Raw genomic sequence first — 16,695 nt, forward strand, 5'->3', positions numbered from 1 at the left:
AATGTCAGTCCTATGAAAACCCGTCTCCTGCACGTCGCCGCCGCAACAGGGCTGGCGGCACTGGCCTTGAGCGCCTCTCCCGCCAGAGCGGATCACCCCTGGCAGGCTTCTCCCACTCAGGCTTCCATCACAGCCGACGCAGCACTCCCCGGCCTTCGATCCACCGTGCTGCTTGCAGGTAAGAACGGAACCTATCTCGCGCTTGATGCCAGCGGACATCCCGTTCGGATCGATGCCACCAACACGCCGGCTCCCTTGTCCGGCCCCGACGTTCCCACCGAACCACTGAGCGCACTTACGACCTCAGGCGACGATTTGTGGGGTCTTTCGACAGAGAAAACTCCCACCCTAATCCGCATGTCCCCGGATGGAGCGGCCCAGTCCCGCCTCCCACTGACAGGTGCCGCGATTGCGGGCAGCAATCTTGTCGCGCTTCAGGTTCACGGTACGCAGGCCTATCTGGCCGACGAAGGCAAACCTGCTCTCGTCGCGGTTGATCTCAAGACTGGCAACGCAAAGCGTTTCCTGTCCTATGATCCTTCTCTCACCGGGCGTCATCCGCTCCTGCGCGCCGGTCAGCCCCGGATGGGACCAGACGGACGCCCCATTGCGGGTGGCAATGTGCGCTTCCTGCTTCTGGATGCAAAAGGCCAATGGCTGTTCTATCAGCCCGCCTGCGGCCCGATGTCCCGCATCGACACCGCTCTGCTGACCGACACGGAATTCACGCCCGTCGAGCAGCTTGACGGCATTACTGAATGGCGGACAACCCCTGGCATTGGCGGCGAAACCCTGACGCCGGACAACATATTTTACCTCTCCGACATTACCGTCGGCAGCATCCTGAAATTCGGCACTGACCGTATTCCTCTGCGGATCCTCACAGACCCTCGTCTTTATGATGCAGGCGCGCCCGCAGTCTCCGACAGCCACCAGATGGCCGTGCTCGCCACGGAAGATGGCAAAACGCACATTCTTCGCATCGCCTTGCCCTGACAGGACGTGATATAAAATCCCCCATGCGCTACCGATCGACCCGCGGCGAGCTGACCGCCGACGCCCCGAATTTCTCTGACATCCTTCTCGCTGGCCTTGCGGGAGACGGCGGTCTCTACATGCCGGAGAGCTGGCCAAAGATCAGCCCGCAGACCCTGCGTGAATGGCGCGCGCTCTCCTATCCGGACCTCGCAGCCGAAGTCATCGCCCTCTTCACGGAAGGCGCAATCGACGTCGACACCCTGCGCGACATGACACGGGACGCCTATGCCGGTTTCGACCATGCCGCTGTCGTCCCGCTGGTCGAAGTTGAGCAGGACCTCTACTCCCTCGAACTGTTCCACGGTCCCACGCTCGCCTTTAAAGACATGGCGATGCAGATGCTCGGCCGTCTATTCGATCACGTCCTGACCCAGCGCAACCGCCATGTTACGATCGTCGGCGCGACCTCCGGCGACACGGGCTCGGCCGCCATCGAAGCCTGCCGTGGCCGCGAACGCCTCTCCGTCGTCATCCTGCATCCCAAGGGCCGCACCTCGGACGTCCAGCGGCGCCAGATGACGACCGTTCAGGACGACAACATCCTCAATATTGCCGTCGAAGGCGATTTCGATACCTGTCAGGATCTGGTCAAGGCGATGTTCGCCGACCACGCTTTCCGTGACGAAGTCTCGCTCTCAGCGGTTAATTCGATTAACTGGGCCCGTATCGCCGCCCAGATCCCGTATTATGTCCGCGCAGCTCTCGCGCTTGGCGCTCCGGACCGCGAAGTCTCCTTCTCGGTCCCGACCGGCAATTTCGGCAATGTCCTCGCCGCATGGGCCGCAAAGCAGATGGGCATTCCCATCAAAAAGCTCTGCATCGGCTCCAACCGCAACGACATTCTGACGCGCTTCGTCATCGACAACGATATGAGCGTGCGTAGTGTCGAACCAAGCCTGTCACCATCGATGGACATTCAGGTCTCGTCCAATTTCGAGCGCCTGCTGTTCGAACTGCTGGACCGCAATTCCACGCGTTGCGCCGCCATCATGCGCGAGTTCCGCGAGACTGGTCGCATGGCCGTCCCGCACGACGCCTGGACCCGTATGAAGGACGTCTTCGAGGGCATGACCCTCACTGACGAACAGACCAGCGAGGCCATGCGACTATTCTACAACGAGAGCCTCTATCTCGCAGACCCACATAGTGCGATCGGCCTCGCCGTCGGCAAGCGCTTTCAGGAGCCCGGCATCCCCATGGTGGCGGCTGCCACGGCTCATCCTGCCAAGTTCCCGGATGCCGTCACTGCTGCTACCGGCATTCATCCCAAACTGCCGCCGCACCTGTCCGACCTGTTCGAGCGCACCGAGCGTTACGAGTGCATGGACAGTCAGATCGCTGGTCTTCAGGACGCTGTCCGCGCTCACATCAAACGCGCCTGATCTTCAGAAAAACACAGGCTCTCCATCCGGGGAGCCTGCCTTCCTTCGACATTACGGAACCTCATGCCCGATACGATTGAAGTCACCAGACTCGATAACGGCCTGACCATCATCACCGAACGGATGGACCGCGTTGAAACCGTGTCTTTCGGAGCCTATGTCTCCATCGGCACACGCGACGAGACCGCTGCCAATAACGGCGTCTCCCACTTCCTCGAACATATGGCCTTCAAGGGCACCGAGCGTCGTTCCGCCGCGCAGATCGCAGAAGATATCGAGAACGTGGGCGGCTACATCAACGCCTACACGGCCCGCGAAACCACGGCCTATTACGTCAAGCTGCTCAAGAACGATCTGGCTCTGGGCGTGGACATCATCGGTGACATCCTGACCCACAGCACGTTCCTCGATGCCGAAATCGAGCGCGAACGCGGCGTGATCCTTCAGGAAATCGGTCAGGCCAACGACACCCCCGACGACATTATTTTCGACCAGTTTCAGGAACGCGCCTTCCCCGAACAGCCCATGGGCCGCCCCACACTGGGCTCGGAAGAGCTCGTGTCGAGCATGACGCGCGACACGCTCATGTCCTACATGCGCGAGCACTACACGACCCACAACATCACGATTGCTGCTGCCGGAAACCTGCACCATCAGGACGTTGTGGACTTAGTGAAGGAGCATTTCCGCGACCTGCCATCCCATCAGACGCCCCGCCCCCGCGCCGCGGCCTATGAGGGCGGCGAACTCCGCACGACGCGAGAACTGGATCAGGCCCATCTCGTCATGGGCTTCCCCTCGGTCAGCTACCTGCACCCCGACCATTACGCGGTCATGATCCTCTCGACCCTGCTTGGCGGCGGTATGTCTTCTCGCCTGTTTCAGGAAATCCGCGAGCGCCGCGGGCTGGTTTACAGCGTCTATTCCTTCGCCTCCCCTTTCAGCGACAGCGGCCTGTTCGGCCTCTATGCTGGCACGGGCGAGGATCAGGCTGCCGAACTCGTCCCCGTCATGATCGACGAACTCAAGCGCCTTCAGGACGGCCTGAGCGAAGCGGAACTCTCCCGCGCCCGCGCCCAGCTCAAATCCTCGCTTCTGATGTCGCTGGAAAGCACCGGCAGCCGCTGCGAACAGCTTGCCCGCCAGATCCAGGTCCATAACCGCCCGGTTCCGACTTCCGAGACCGTTGCGAAAATCGACGCTGTAACAGAAGCCGACATCCTGCGCGTCGCCCAGACCATTTTCTCCGGCACGCCGACCTTTACCGCAATCGGCCCCGTCGGCACCATGCCCTCCCTGGAGGACATCACAGCAAGGCTTGCCGCATGACCACAACGCCCGTCGAAGCCCTCCTCGCCGCGGCCCGCCGCCACGGCGCAGATCACGCGGATGCCATTTTCATCCGTGATGAATCTGAATCCGCCCTGATCCGCAAAGGCGTTCCCGAAGGCATCGAGCGCTCCGAAAGCGTCGCGCTCGGGCTGCGCGTCTTTCGCGGCAAACGGGCTGCCACGGTTTCGACAAGCGTTCTGAACGAGGCTGAATTTGACCGTCTGGCCGAACAGGCCTGCGCCATGGCTCTCGTCATCCCCGAAGACCAGTATGCCGGACTGGCCGAATCCGCCCTTCAGGGCCGTTTCGATGCCGCCGGACTGGATCTGGAATGCAGTTCCTCGCCCAGCATGGACGACCTCCTCGTCCGCGCCCGTGAAGCCGAGGACACTGCACTGTCCTTTGAGGGGATTACCAACACCAACGGCGCCTCCGCCGGACATGGTCGCACTTCGGTCGCACTCGGCACTTCGGCAGGGTTCTTCGGCGCTTACAGCCGCACTGCTCATTCCACCAGCGCCAGCGTTCTTGCTGGCGAAGGGGCAACGATGCAGCGCGACTATGCTTATCGCAGTGCCGTACATCTGGAAGACCTCGAAAGCCCGACCATCATCGGCCGCGAAGCTGCCGAGCGGGTTCTGGCTCGCATCAATCCCGGCCGCCCCCGTACAGGCACTTACAGCGTCATCTACGACCCGCGCGTCTCCGCATCACTGCTTGGTCATCTGGTTGGCGCCATCAACGGCGCGGCCATCGCTCGCGGAACGTCCTTCCTCAAGGACAGCCTTGGCAAGCAGATCCTCTCCGCTGGCCTCATTGTGCATGACGATCCGCGCCGCATCCGGGGTGCGGCGTCCCGTCCGTTCGATGCTGAGGGCTGTGCCGCCCTGCCGCTGGACCTGATCGCAGATGGCGTCCTTCAGACGTGGCTGCTCGATTCCCGCAGCGGTCGCCAGCTCAACATGCCTACAAATGGCCGTGCCAGCCGTGGGGTCGCGTCTCCGCCTTCCCCGAGTGTGACAAATCTTCATCTCGCAGCCGGAACCCTTTCTTCCGAAGCCCTGCGTTCCGATATCAGTGAAGGGATCCTGATCACCGAACTCATGGGCTCATCGGTCAACGTGCTGACCGGCGATTACAGCCGAGGGGCTTCGGGTTTCATGATCCGCAACGGCGAGATTGCCGAACCCGTCGCCGAACTCACGGTTGCGGGCAATCTGAAAGACATGTTTGCCCGCATGGTTCCGGGCAGTGACCTGATGTTCCGGCAAAGCGTGAATGCGCCGAGTATCCGGATCGACGGCATGAACATTGCAGGACTTTGATGCGTAATTTTCGACTTCTCCCTATCGCCTTCGCGGTCTTCTGCCTTTTCGGAACGGCAGATGCGCGCCCGGGCGGCGGCAGTTCTATCGGAAGCCGCGGCTCCCATACCTGGAGCGCCCCGCCGCGCACCTCCATCACGCCCGGCTGGGCGCGCCCGATGGATCAGTCCGCAACCCCGCGTCCCTCGCCCAATTACGGCGGCGCACCCGGCTATGCTGCTCCGGCCCGTCCGATGCCGGGTTACGGTGCTCCGGCCTACAGACCGTCCTATCCGGTCCGGCATCCGTTCCTGAGCGGCTTTGCGGGCGGTTTTCTGGGTGCGGGGCTTTTCGGTCTCCTGAGCGGCCACGGCATGATGGGCGGCATGACAGGCGGAACATCGTTCTTCGGCTTCCTGTTTCAGGTCCTGATCATCGGCGGCCTGATTGCTTTTGTGCTGCGTCTGTTCGGCAATCGCCGTCAGAACCAGATGAGCGCCAGTTCCACAGGAATGCCCGCAGGGGCCTCGCCTTTCGGCAATAACGGCGGCAGCACACCCGTGACGCTCACGAATGACGACTATACGAGCTTCCAGAGGCTTCTGCTCGACATTCAGGCGGCCTGGAGCGCACAGAACATGCGCGCGCTTGCCAGCATGGCCACTCCGGAAATGACGGGCTATTTCAACGCACAGCTTTCCGAACTCGCCAGCCGTGGCGCACGGAACATCGTGTCCAACGTCCAGTTCCAGCGCGGTGACCTCTCCGAAGCCTGGCGTGAAGGCAATCTGACCTACGCCACCGTTGCCATGCGTTACGCCATGACGGATGTTACGACGGACTCCATGGGCAATGTCATTGACGGCAGTTCCACCGAACCCGTGATCGTAACGGAGCTCTGGACCTTCGTCCGGGCTGATGGACGGGGCAACTGGATCCTCTCCGCTATCCAGCAGGCGGGCTGAAAAAGCTCCTCAAACAAAAAAGGCCCGGAGCAAAACTCCGGGCCTTTTTATTGCCTGAACGCTTCTTAAAGCCGTGTCAGCGTAATCACGTAAAAAATCACGGCCAGCAGCACCACGCCGCTGACAATCCCCGTAATCCGGCTGAGCCGGCGCTTGCGGGCAAGATCAACATCCGTCGTCATGGTCATCCGATCAGAACCCGGTCAACAAGAAGTCCGCAGAACAGCAGGAACAGATAAGCCAGCGAGTAACGGAATGCGAAGCGCGCGGGCTTGTCCTTCGTCAGGCTCACGCCTGTTGCATCCTGCTTGTCCATCAGCACGCGAAACGCGCAGAGAATGAAGCCCAGATCCAGCAGGCTGGTCACGATCGTATAGGTCAGCCCGACTTCATGAACGAACGTCGGCACTAACGATACCGCCGTAAGAATGAACGTATAGATCAGGATCTGCCACCGCGTATGGCGCGCGCCCTTCACGACCGGCAGCATCGGAATGCCAGCCTTGTCGTAATCCTTGCAGGCATAAAGCGACAGCGACCAGAAATGCGGCGGCGTCCACAGGAACACGATCGCAAACATTGCGACCGGCAGAACCGCCATGGAATTCATGCTTGCAGCCCAGCCGATCATCGGCGGGAACGCGCCCGCAGCCCCACCGATTACGATGTTCTGCGGCGTGCTCCGCTTGAGCCACATCGTATAAATGACGCTGTAGAAAAAGATCGAAAACGCCAGAATACCGGCTGCCAGCGCATTCGTCGCGAGCCAGAGCACAACGACAGACAGAACCGACAGCACGATCCCGTAAACCAGCGCCGCCTGTTCCGGCATCCGCCCGTCCGGGATAGGCCGCACGACCGTCCGCTTCATGATCGCGTCGATGTCGCGGTCGTACCACATGTTGATGGCGCCTGCGGCCCCTGCCCCGATGCAAATGCACAGGATGGTAATCAGTCCGATGGGAATGGACGGCCAACGCGGCGCCACGGCCATACCCGCGGCCCCGGTAAACACCACCAGAGAAATCACACGCGGTTTAAGAAGTGCCAGCCACTCGCGCAGGGACGGATCATTATCCTTCCCCGGAACGGAAAAAACCCCCGAAGGGGCCAGAGGTGTTGTCGTATCGCTCATGCCGAGACCCGGGCACGCCCGGTCTCCCTCAGCAAGAACAGCCCCACCAGCCCAAAGGCCAGGAGACTGAGCCCCATCAGAACCTCACCATAAATCATCACGCTCGGCACGATTGAACAAAACGCGCCCACAAGCATGAGACCCGCATGACCTCGGCTGAGCAGCGTAGGCACCCGACCGGGGAGAAGCCCCTCAACCCAGGCATAGAACCCGCCACACAGCGCCATGATCCCACCAAATGCCACGGCCGTATGGTCGCCTGAATGACCCGGCAGAGCGTCAGACAGCCATCCCGCCGCAAACAGAAGAATGCTGCCAATCGCCCACAGCGCAGTTCCATCCAGATCACGCTTCTGCTGCCACACATCCCGGCACAGCGCCCCGATCAGCACCACTGACGGCACGATCTGCGTCACCAGAACAAGACTGGCCCCTAGTCCGGATGCCAAAGACCCATACAGCCCATCCATCCAGAACAGCGGTCCGCCAATCCCCATCACGCCGAACACATAAGGTGCAACCGTCCATGATGCCCCGCCACGGGCAGAACGTGACAGAAGGGCTGACGTAACCAGCCCGAGTGCCGGGGTCAGCATCAGTGCCATTTCAGGCAGATGAAGGGTCTCGATCAAGGCGTCGGTAGTCAGCCCGTCCGTCATGCCGCGCGTTACGACAGCCGCCAGAACCGGTGCCACCAGAACGACACTGCATGCCGTTGCAAGAAGCGACCACGCCAGGGGGGCCATGTCCCTGAAGCGGCAGATCCGTCCTTCGAGGCAGGTTGTAATCACATCAATCGCTACGGCCAGAATACCGGCAGACCAGAGCAGCATCGCGACGAACGGCAGGAGGGGCAGAAGGACAACGCCTGCCGAAAGAAAACCGAATCCCGCCAGCGTCAGTCCGCGAAGTACCGTTCGGTCAGTCCCGAGCGCTGCCGGGAGAAGCCACTGCCCAAACCCGCCCAGCGCGGCAGGACACATGACGAAAAACGTCATGAGAATACCGTGGCAGAAAGCCTGTCCGCTTGTGGGGTGTGTCTGGAGAATTGGCAGGGCCAGGGACCCACCCAGCAGGCCTGCAAACAGGGCCAGCAGAATGAAGGATGTTCCGACTCGGCGGCTTGAGCGGTCCGAGCCAGTATCCGGAGCAGTATCGACGGCCTGATAAGTCATGATCGCGTAGTCGGTCCCTGAACTTAGGAATACCGCAGCGAGCGTCGGAATACTCGGCGCCGACACACATGCGGAACCAAACGCCGATCAGGCGACCAGGGCTGCTGTGTCGCTTTTACTCTCGCATTGCGGCAATGTCACGAGTGTAAACAGCCCCGCAGGCGGAACCGGCGTCAGCGTTGCACGACGCAGATCTTCCGGCGGCAGGAGCGACTCAATGGCGAAATCCGGATGCCAGCCCAGCGACCGCGACGCCCGGGCCATGCCACGCTCCACCGACAGACGCACCCCACCTGTTGCCAGAAAATGGTTCACGAAAAGAATGTGCCCACCTGGCTTCACGACGCGCTTGAGTTCGGCCAGCAGCCGGTCAGGGTGCGGGACAACGGAGGCCACGAACATCGCCACCGCAATATCGAAGCTGTCATCTTCGAACGTTGTGGCTTCCGCATCCATTTCCAGCAGATCGTCCACATTCGTCAGATGCTCCTGAAGCACCCGCATCCGTGCACGCTCAAGCATGTCTTCGGAAAGATCGATTCCCGTGATGCGTTTGCTCTGGGAGTAGGACGGCAGGGCCAGCCCCGTTCCGACACCGACTTCCAGAACCCTCTCGCCTGGCAGAGCATTGACCGCAGCCACTGCTCTCTTGCGCCCGTAACCCGAAATACCGCCAAAAACAGTATCATAAACACGGGCCCAACGACGATAAGCCGTCTTGACGGCTTCCGCGTCCAGTGCCGAACGCGGGGAAAGGGTTGAGGACATCGTAATATGCGACCTTCTTTGTCCGCCCGGCCTTCGCAGACCAGAGCTATCCGGAACATGTTCAATTCGCACCTTCTTGCCCTCCCCGATAGGCATCTGGCAAGACACGCAGTGTGCATGACCCTTCAAACCCGTGCCATGAACAAGACCAGGGAGGACAAACGTGCTGATCTATTTCCTTGTGGCGTTCACTTGCGTGGCCTGGGGCAGCATCTTTTTCATGTATTTCCGCAAACATCTTGAGGAGTGGTTCGGCAACCGTTTCGGCCGGGACCAGCCACCCAAGGTGAAAGAACTTCCGCCGGAGGAACCGCGGACGTCTTTCGCTCACAGGCTTCCTTCAGAGGACGGACAGCCCTGACCGGCAGCCCGTCCCCGACAGACTTCACGCCAGAACGCGTCTCTCGATCGCATCCCAGATCAGCCCCGCACTGTTGATGCCATCAAAGCGGTCCAGTTCCTGCAAACCGGTTGGGGACGTGACGTTGATTTCCGTCAGCCAGTTCCCGATCACGTCGATTCCTGTAAAAATCAGCCCATGGTCGCGCAGATATGGCCCGATCGACTCACAGATTTCCCGATCACGCGCCGTCAGTTCCACACTCATGGCCCGGCCGCCGACATGCATGTTCGAGCGCGCCTCTCCCGTTGCCGGAACCCGGTTGATCGCACCGATCGGCTCGCCATCCACCAGAATGATGCGCTTGTCTCCCTGACGCACGGCCGGCTCGTAACGCTGGATCATGAGCGGTTCACGCGAACGTGCGAAATGCATCTCCAGTAGCGCGCCCAGATTTTCATCATCCGGCTTGATCCGGAAAATCCCGGCCCCACCATTGCCGAACAGCGGCTTTACGATCAGGTCGTGATATTTTTCGCGGAACGCCAGAATCTCGCGCGTATCCCATGTCACGAGGGTCGGGGGCATCAGATGCGGAAAATGAGTCACCAGCAGCTTCTCCGGCGCGTTCCGCACCGCTACCGGATCGTTCACCACGAGCGAGCGTCCCTCCCCCACACCATGCACATGCTCCAGCATATGCGTAGCCGTGATGTAGCCCATGTCGAACGGCGGATCCTGACGCATCAGGATCACATCCGTCTGCCCCAGATCCAGAACCTGCTCTTCGCCGAACGTCGCATGATTGCCACGTTCGCGCCGCACTTCAACTCGCCGTGCCCGCGCCTGAACACGCCCGCCCCGTCCCTGTCCTTCGACAAGGCTCAGCGTCGTCACCGGATAGACCCACAGTTCATAGCCGCGCGCCTGAGCCTCAAGCATCATCGCAAACGTGGAGTCGCCGTCAATATTGACGGACTCCAGGGGGTCCATCTGAACAGCAACGCGAAGAGAACGGGACATCAGGAAACTCCGGTCCGGGGAAATGGGAGTGGAACAGTCTGTGTAAACGCAGGTCGTACTTTTTCAAAGCCACACCCCTGCCGCGCGTTCATACGTCAGGCCGCTACCGCCACGGGATAGGCGATCTTCAGGATTTCGATCTCGACCGGCCCGCGCGGCGTCTGTAACATCGCCACGTCCCCGACCCGCGTCCGCATCAGTGCCCGCGCCACCGGCGAGACCAGACTGACCTCGCCACGCGCCAGATCGGACTCGTCCACACCGAGGATCGTCACCGTGTGCTCGACGTCATCCTCGTCCACATAGGTCACAGTCGCGCCGAAAAACACACGATCTCGCGTCGTCTGGGCCGCAGGATCGACAATCACCGCGTTTTCCAGCCGCTTACCCAGAAACCGCATCCGCCGGTCGATTTCCCGCAGTCGGCGTTTACCATATTGGTAATCTGCGTTCTCCGAACGATCGCCATTGCTGGCCGCCCAGGATACGATTTCCACTATGCGTGGCCGTTCCTTCTGAGCCAGTTCCTTCAGTTCAGCCCGCATGACAGCCGCGCCTTTCGGCGACAGATAATGCGACAACGGCGTTTTCTCAGCCATCTCAGCGACCTCCCCGACCGCGTTTTTTCTTGGCCGGATCATACCCTCCCCCGCCCGGTCCCAGAGGAACAGGCGTCTTCGGAGCCTTTCGGGCACCCGGACGTCCAGCAGTCGAGTTGGCAATCGGCGGCGGCTCCAGCCCCATATCGATCGCTTCCAGACGCTTGACCTCGTCGCGCAACCGGGCTGCCTGTTCGAAGTCCAGATTGGCCGCAGCCTCGCGCATCCGTTTTTCCAGATCCTGAATCGTCGCGGGCAGCGATTTGCCAACAAACTGCTCCGTATCGCCAGAGCCGTCTGGTGCTACCGTCACATAATCCTGCTCGAACACCGAGGACAGCGCATCGCCGATCTTCGACCGCACCGTCATCGGCGTAATTCCGTGCGCCTCGTTCCATTCCGTTTGCTTGGCCCGGCGCCGCGCCGTCTCCTCGATCGCGTATTTCAGACTGTCCGTCATCTTGTCCGCATAAAGCAGCACACGCCCATCGACGTTACGCGCCGCACGCCCGATCGTCTGGATCAGCGATGTTTTGGACCGTAGGAATCCTTCCTTATCGGCGTCGAGAATGGCCACAACCGAACATTCCGGAATATCCAGCCCCTCACGCAGCAGGTTAATCCCCACCAGCACATCGAAGGCCCCAAGACGCAGATCACGGATGATCTCGATCCGCTCCAGCGTATCCACGTCCGAGTGCAGATACCGGACCTTGACGCCCGCCTCACCCAGATAATCCGTCAAATCCTCGGCCATCCGCTTGGTCAGCGTCGTGACCAGAACCCGCCCGCCCTTGCTGATCGCGTCCCGACATTCATGCAGCAGATCATCGACCTGCCCCTCGACCGGACGCACAACCGTCACCGGATCGATCAGTCCCGTCGGACGAATGATCTGCTCGGCAAACACGCCGCCAGTCTGTTCCATTTCCCACGGCCCCGGCGTCGCGGAGACGAAAATCGACTGCGGTCGGAATGCGTTCCATTCCCCGAAAGCCAGTGGGCGGTTGTCGATACAGGACGGCAGACGGAACCCGTAATCTGACAGCACGCTTTTCCGCGCCCTGTCCCCACGCTCCATCCCGCCGATCTGCGGCACCGTGACATGACTTTCATCCACGATCAGCAGCGCATCTTCCGGCAGATATTCGAACAATGTCGGCGGAGGATCGCCCGGACCACGCCCGGACAGATAGCGCGAGTAGTTCTCGATCCCCTTACACGCACCCGTCGTCTCGATCATTTCCAGATCGAACGTGGTGCGCTGCGACAGACGCTCCGCCTCCAGCAGCTTTCCGTCCTCGGTGAACTGCTGGAGACGCCCGCGAAGTTCGTTCTTGATCCCGATCATCGCCTGATTGAGCGTGGGACGCGGCGTTACGTAATGCGAGTTCGCATAGACGCTGATTTCCGCCAGATCCGCCGTCTTGTTTCCCGTCAGCGGATCGAACTCCACGATCTGATCGATCTCGTCGCCAAAAAGCGACACGCGCCAGGCCCGGTCCTCGTTCTGCACCGGAAAAATGTCGATCTGCTCACCCCGCACCCGGAACGTCCCGCGCTCGAACGCCGCATCATTGCGCCGGTACTGCAACTCCACCAATGCCTTGATCAGCCGCTCGCGATCGATAGAACCGCCAACCTCAAGCCGCACCACCATTTTCGAATATGTCTCGACCGACCCGATACCGTAAATACAGGACACAGACGCCACGATGATAACGTCATTGCGCTCCAGCAGCGCCTGCGTGGCCGCATGGCGCATCCGGTCGATCTGCTCATTAATCTGGCTGTCTTTTTCAATATACGTATCCGACCGCGGCACGTAGGCCTCCGGCTGATAGTAATCGTAGTACGACACGAAATATTCGACCGCATTATCCGGAAAGAACTGCTTCATCTCCCCATAAAGCTGCGCCGCGAGCGTCTTATTCGGAGCCAGAATAAGCGTCGGCTTCTGCGTCGCCTCAATGACTTTCGCCATGCTGAACGTCTTGCCCGAGCCCGTGACACCCAGCAGGACCTGATCCCGCTCGCCGCCCTCAACGCCCTGCACAAGCTCCGAAATCGCCGTCGGCTGATCGCCCGCGGGCTCGTAATCCGACTTAACGACAAGCCTGCGCGTTTTGGGTTTGACGGGCTGCCTCTCAGGGAGAAACTGCGTCAGAGGCATGGAGGCAGCATTGCGAATGGAAGAGGTCGGTTTTTTGGCCATCATCGCAAGATGGGAAACCGCGCGACACAGGGCAAGGGGCATCTGCACAGAGGCCTCTCCGGACAACATTTCGCCCGCATATCTTTATGACATTTTATTGCTGAAAGGGATGGAGAGACTCGCCGTCCGGCGTTATCAACGCCCATGTCTCTTTGAAGGAAAAGCCGTCATGGACGTCCAAACGATCGAACAGACCTATATCCAGCTCCAGCAGCAGGCCCAGCAGACCGCGCAGGCACTTCAGGCTCTCGGGTCCAAGATGCAGACTGCTGTCCAGAGCGGTGACATGCAGGCCCGGGAATGGTCTCTCGACCTGCGTGAACTCGCCCTCGCCTTTCAGGCGGAACAGCAGCAGGTCACGAATCTTCTGCAGCAGCTTCACGCAGCCCTGTCCAACGCGCAGCCCGATGACGGCACATCAACGACCTATCAAGCCCCGACGCAGCAGATCCCCGTCCAACCGGTTCAGGCCCTGCCCGACAACAATTTCATTTCCGATATCCTCAATTCCGGCTTTGCCCGCTCGGTCGAAGCTGGCGCAGGGTTCAGCATTGGCAACGACCTTATCAAGGAAATCTTCTGATTTTCCGTACATTCTGACACGCTCTATTGCGCAAAGTCATGATCAGGCCCGACTTGCTAACGGGCCAGACTCTAGCAATCTTTAAAACGAAAAGCTTTTTACCGACCGCTCCAACATATAATGAGTGAAAAATATCCAATAAGCTAATAATATAATTTGTCTCTTACGATATTTGATAATTATATTCCGAATTGTTTTTTATTTATAAAATTCTCTCCGGAATCTTCGGCGCAACAATTCGTTTCATATGTGATGTATTTGCCAGCCCCACTGGAATTATGACTTATTGTTTAATAAACATATTGCAGTGTTTCAATTCGATGACATAGCGTGAATTCCAGAATTTTCATGAACAGGAACTGGAACCCGCTCGTGCAGTCAGCCTTGGGACGATATCTTTTATCCGGTGTCGCATTGATCGGCCTTCTGGTCAGCCCGACGCGGGCCGCCAGCACTACGCACAAAACACATCCGCATCATGCAAACCACGCCAGGACCACGACGCCTGCACACCGCGCACTCCCGACGCATAAACATGCAACAGTGGCATCCGGCACTGAAGACATGACGGTTCATGCACAGCGCAGAGGCTCGCATAGTGCGGTGGAAGTCGTCACACGTGAGACAATGGATCATTTCGTCGCCGGCACAAGCCCGATGCAGATCCTTGCTCTGACGACACCTGGCGCAAACTTTGCCTCCGATGATGCTTTCGGACTCGATACAGTCGCCAATACCCTCTATGTCCGGGGCTTCAATCAAACCCAGCTCGGTGTCTCGCTCGACGGGATCCCGATGGGTGGACAGGGCTTCCACAACTGGAACGGCCTCGGTGTCGACCAGATGGAAATTCAGGAAAACATCACCAGCCTGACCATGTCTCAGGGCGCAGGCGCACTGGACACGCCATCAGCCCAGACGCTTGGCGGTGCCATTACCTTTACTTCTGCAGACCCTTCCGACAAGGCAGGCGGTCAGATCAGCCAGCTTTTCGGCAGTTATAACGGCTTCAGAACTTTCGGGCGTGTAGATAGTGGCAAGCTGAATTCCAGCGGCACCAAATTTTACGCTGCCTATGCCCGAACCGATCAGGATCTCTGGAAAGGATATGGCGATCAGCAGGAACAGCAGGCCAATTTCAAACTGGTCCAGCCCGTTGGCGATCGCGGCAAAATTACGGCAGTTTTCGACTATTCAAACTTTGAACAGTACAATTATCTCAGCCTGACCAAGAACATGTGGCAGAAGATGGGGCGCAATACGACCTATCTGAAACCCAACTATGCTCTTGCCAAAGAATACGCCTATTATGCCCAGAATGGCGGCGTCCCGGCTGGTCTTGAAGGCGTTCTGTCCAACGATGAAATTGGCGATTACGCTTACGACGGCACCCAGACCCAGCGGAACTATCTCTCTGCCATCACGGGTGAGTTCCAGCTGTTCCCCAACGTCACATCCAAGACAATCGCTTACGCCCACGTCTCGAACGGCGATTACAGCGCCACGAACCCGTTCCTGACCTCCCCGACCTCACAGGTTCCCATGGCGATGGAAACCGGCCATCCCGACGTTCGACGTCTCGGTTTTGTCCAGAATTTTGATATCCATGCCGGTCATAACAACGATATCAAAACCGGCATCTGGTACGAAAACGACCGCTTTAACTACCCGATGATGATGTATGAAGACGGCGTCGATACACCGCATTCCTCCATCTCCAACTTCAAGAACGGAACAACCTGGTGGGCAGACTCCTTTAACACCAATACATTTCAGTTCTATTTGCAGGATACATACCACATCATCCCGGGCATGACCGTTGAGGCAGGCTTCCGCTCCCTGCTGCAAACGACGCATGGCGGAACCAGCGTCGACAACACAAGCACGCTGTCCTCATGGGGCGTCTATTACAGCCATCCTGCTTCCGGTAATCTGACGGCAGCGAATGCGTTCCTTCCGCATTTCAACTTCGACTATCATTTCCTGAATCAGCACGAAGTCTATTTCGATATTGCTGAAAACATGCGCGCTTATGATTACTCCGCCCAGAGTTCCAGCGGATCGCCCTGGTCCGGTCTTGGAAGCGCGGCCAACCCGGCACAGACCGTCTTTGACGAGAACAAGAAATCCCTGCGTCCGGAGCGGACCTGGAACTATGTGGTCGGCTACCGTTTCAACTCCCACTTCTTCTCCGGAAGTGCCGATTTCTACCACACCGATTATTATAACCGCCTTGCCGCCATCACCAGCGGATCAACCGGCAACACCTACAGCGCATTCATGAATGTGGGTCGTGAAACCATGAATGGCGCAGACGTCGCAGGTACGTTCCGCCCGCTGCCCGGTCTGGCCATCACCAACAGCTTCAGCTGGAACGATGCCACCTACGAAGACACGCATCTGCCGTATAATGGCGGTTATGTCAGCATCAAGGGCAAGCAGCAGGTCTATTACCCGAAGTTCATGTACAAGGCTGACGTGAGCTACACATGGCATCACGCAACCTTCAACTTCAACACGACGTACACCAGCGCACGTCAGATGACCTACACCAACGACGAGCAGATCCCTGCTTACTGGACATCAAACCTCAACGTTGCCTACGATTTCGGAAAGGTGGGCTTTGCCCAGAACCTGAAAACGTCGTTTGGCATCACCAATCTCTACAATCAGAACTATATCGGCGGCGTGTACGGCGCAGCCTCGGTTGCTGGCGATGACAACGCAAACCTGTTTGTCGCAGCGCCGCGCGAATTCTTCGGAACGATTGCAGCCCAGTTCTGAACCGTTATCAGCACTCCAGAAACAGAAAGGGCGCTTCCTGCAAAGGAAGCGC

General features: G+C 59.2%; 14 protein-coding genes. 8 read left to right on the forward strand and 6 right to left on the reverse strand.

The annotated features are described in order from the left end of the window. Window positions 1–12 precede the first annotated feature (12 nt). The 5 genes from HKD28_RS01190 to HKD28_RS01210 all read left to right on the forward strand — a co-directional run bounded on the left by HKD28_RS01190 (window position 13) and on the right by HKD28_RS01210 (window position 6,021). A complete protein-coding gene (locus HKD28_RS01190) occupies window positions 13–996 on the forward strand; it encodes a hypothetical protein (RefSeq protein ID WP_194266545.1) in 984 nt (327 codons plus the stop codon). 23 nt (window positions 997–1,019) lie between these two features. Then, window positions 1,020–2,420 (forward strand): threonine synthase, encoded by a 1,401-nt coding sequence (gene thrC / locus HKD28_RS01195; protein WP_194266546.1) that lies wholly within the window; start codon window positions 1,020–1,022, stop codon window positions 2,418–2,420. A gap of 63 nt (window positions 2,421–2,483) precedes the next feature. Then, window positions 2,484–3,749 (forward strand): M16 family metallopeptidase, encoded by a 1,266-nt coding sequence (locus tag HKD28_RS01200; protein ID WP_194266547.1) that lies wholly within the window; start codon window positions 2,484–2,486, stop codon window positions 3,747–3,749. Continuing rightward, window positions 3,746–5,077, forward strand: a complete 1,332-nt coding sequence (locus tag HKD28_RS01205) for a TldD/PmbA family protein (RefSeq protein WP_194266548.1) — start codon at window positions 3,746–3,748, stop codon at window positions 5,075–5,077. The genes HKD28_RS01200 and HKD28_RS01205 overlap by 4 nt, the downstream gene beginning before the upstream one ends. Beyond that, window positions 5,077–6,021, forward strand: a complete 945-nt coding sequence (locus tag HKD28_RS01210) for a Tim44 domain-containing protein (RefSeq protein WP_194266549.1) — start codon at window positions 5,077–5,079, stop codon at window positions 6,019–6,021. The genes HKD28_RS01205 and HKD28_RS01210 overlap by 1 nt, the downstream gene beginning before the upstream one ends. Window positions 6,022–6,205: 184 nt before the next feature. Here the strand turns inward: HKD28_RS01210 and HKD28_RS01215 are convergent, their stop codons facing one another. The 3 genes from HKD28_RS01215 to HKD28_RS01225 all read right to left on the reverse strand — a co-directional run bounded on the left by HKD28_RS01215 (window position 6,206) and on the right by HKD28_RS01225 (window position 9,099). Continuing rightward, the gene (locus HKD28_RS01215; RefSeq protein WP_194266550.1) at window positions 6,206–7,156 is read right to left on the reverse strand and encodes a heme o synthase; all 951 of its coding nucleotides are present in this window, start codon (window positions 7,154–7,156) and stop codon (window positions 6,206–6,208) included. Then, window positions 7,153–8,331 carry a cbb3-type cytochrome c oxidase subunit I gene (locus HKD28_RS01220; protein ID WP_194266551.1) on the reverse strand — a complete coding sequence of 393 codons (1,179 nt, stop codon included), beginning with the start codon at window positions 8,329–8,331 and terminating at the stop codon, window positions 7,153–7,155. Before HKD28_RS01220 ends, HKD28_RS01215 begins: the two co-directional genes overlap by 4 nt. Window positions 8,332–8,418: 87 nt before the next feature. Continuing rightward, window positions 8,419–9,099: a class I SAM-dependent methyltransferase gene (locus HKD28_RS01225; protein ID WP_194266552.1), complete on the reverse strand. Its 681-nt coding sequence runs from the start codon at window positions 9,097–9,099 to the stop codon at window positions 8,419–8,421. Window positions 9,100–9,262: 163 nt separating this feature from the next. On the opposite strand from HKD28_RS01225, the gene HKD28_RS01230 reads away from it, so the two are divergent. Continuing rightward, window positions 9,263–9,460 (forward strand): hypothetical protein, encoded by a 198-nt coding sequence (locus HKD28_RS01230; protein WP_194266553.1) that lies wholly within the window; start codon window positions 9,263–9,265, stop codon window positions 9,458–9,460. A 24-nt stretch (window positions 9,461–9,484) separates the two neighbouring features. On the opposite strand, the gene gshB is transcribed toward HKD28_RS01230, so the two are convergent. The 3 genes from gshB to uvrB all read right to left on the reverse strand — a co-directional run bounded on the left by gshB (window position 9,485) and on the right by uvrB (window position 13,276). Further along, window positions 9,485–10,462: a glutathione synthase gene (gshB, locus tag HKD28_RS01235; RefSeq protein ID WP_194266554.1), complete on the reverse strand. Its 978-nt coding sequence runs from the start codon at window positions 10,460–10,462 to the stop codon at window positions 9,485–9,487. A gap of 95 nt (window positions 10,463–10,557) precedes the next feature. Beyond that, entirely contained in the window at window positions 10,558–11,061 is a 504-nt protein-coding gene (gene greB, locus HKD28_RS01240; protein ID WP_194266555.1) for a transcription elongation factor GreB, read from the reverse strand. A gap of 1 nt (window position 11,062) precedes the next feature. Continuing rightward, window positions 11,063–13,276, reverse strand: coding sequence for an excinuclease ABC subunit UvrB (gene uvrB / locus HKD28_RS01245; protein ID WP_328748844.1), 2,214 nt, complete (start codon window positions 13,274–13,276; stop codon window positions 11,063–11,065). A 169-nt stretch (window positions 13,277–13,445) separates the two neighbouring features. On the opposite strand from uvrB, the gene HKD28_RS01250 reads away from it, so the two are divergent. Then, complete coding sequence (locus HKD28_RS01250; RefSeq protein ID WP_194261540.1) at window positions 13,446–13,859, forward strand: hypothetical protein; 414 nt, start codon at window positions 13,446–13,448, stop codon at window positions 13,857–13,859. A gap of 564 nt (window positions 13,860–14,423) precedes the next feature. Next, window positions 14,424–16,643 (forward strand): TonB-dependent receptor family protein, encoded by a 2,220-nt coding sequence (locus HKD28_RS01255; RefSeq protein WP_235993259.1) that lies wholly within the window; start codon window positions 14,424–14,426, stop codon window positions 16,641–16,643. The last annotated feature ends 52 nt before the right edge of the window (window positions 16,644–16,695 follow it).

This window comes from Gluconobacter cadivus, assembly GCF_015244745.1.
Taxonomy (GTDB): Bacteria; Pseudomonadota; Alphaproteobacteria; order Acetobacterales; family Acetobacteraceae; genus Gluconobacter; species Gluconobacter cadivus.

Excerpts from the sequence above, each read along its gene's own strand:
- HKD28_RS01250 (WP_194261540.1), top strand. The coding sequence starts at position 13,446 with ATGGACGTCCAAACGATCGAACAGACCTATATCCAGCTCCAGCAGCAG.
- greB (WP_194266555.1), bottom strand. The coding sequence starts at position 11,061 with ATGGCTGAGAAAACGCCGTTGTCGCATTATCTGTCGCCGAAAGGCGCG.
- HKD28_RS01210 (WP_194266549.1), top strand. The coding sequence starts at position 5,077 with ATGCGTAATTTTCGACTTCTCCCTATCGCCTTCGCGGTCTTCTGCCTT.
- HKD28_RS01220 (WP_194266551.1), bottom strand. The coding sequence starts at position 8,331 with ATGACTTATCAGGCCGTCGATACTGCTCCGGATACTGGCTCGGACCGC.
- HKD28_RS01200 (WP_194266547.1), top strand. The coding sequence starts at position 2,484 with ATGCCCGATACGATTGAAGTCACCAGACTCGATAACGGCCTGACCATC.
- HKD28_RS01215 (WP_194266550.1), bottom strand. The coding sequence starts at position 7,156 with ATGAGCGATACGACAACACCTCTGGCCCCTTCGGGGGTTTTTTCCGTT.
- uvrB (WP_328748844.1), bottom strand. The coding sequence starts at position 13,276 with ATGGCCAAAAAACCGACCTCTTCCATTCGCAATGCTGCCTCCATGCCT.
- thrC (WP_194266546.1), top strand. The coding sequence starts at position 1,020 with ATGCGCTACCGATCGACCCGCGGCGAGCTGACCGCCGACGCCCCGAAT.
- HKD28_RS01190 (WP_194266545.1), top strand. The coding sequence starts at position 13 with ATGAAAACCCGTCTCCTGCACGTCGCCGCCGCAACAGGGCTGGCGGCA.
- gshB (WP_194266554.1), bottom strand. The coding sequence starts at position 10,462 with ATGTCCCGTTCTCTTCGCGTTGCTGTTCAGATGGACCCCCTGGAGTCC.
- HKD28_RS01255 (WP_235993259.1), top strand. The coding sequence starts at position 14,424 with ATGACGGTTCATGCACAGCGCAGAGGCTCGCATAGTGCGGTGGAAGTC.
- HKD28_RS01225 (WP_194266552.1), bottom strand. The coding sequence starts at position 9,099 with ATGTCCTCAACCCTTTCCCCGCGTTCGGCACTGGACGCGGAAGCCGTC.
- HKD28_RS01205 (WP_194266548.1), top strand. The coding sequence starts at position 3,746 with ATGACCACAACGCCCGTCGAAGCCCTCCTCGCCGCGGCCCGCCGCCAC.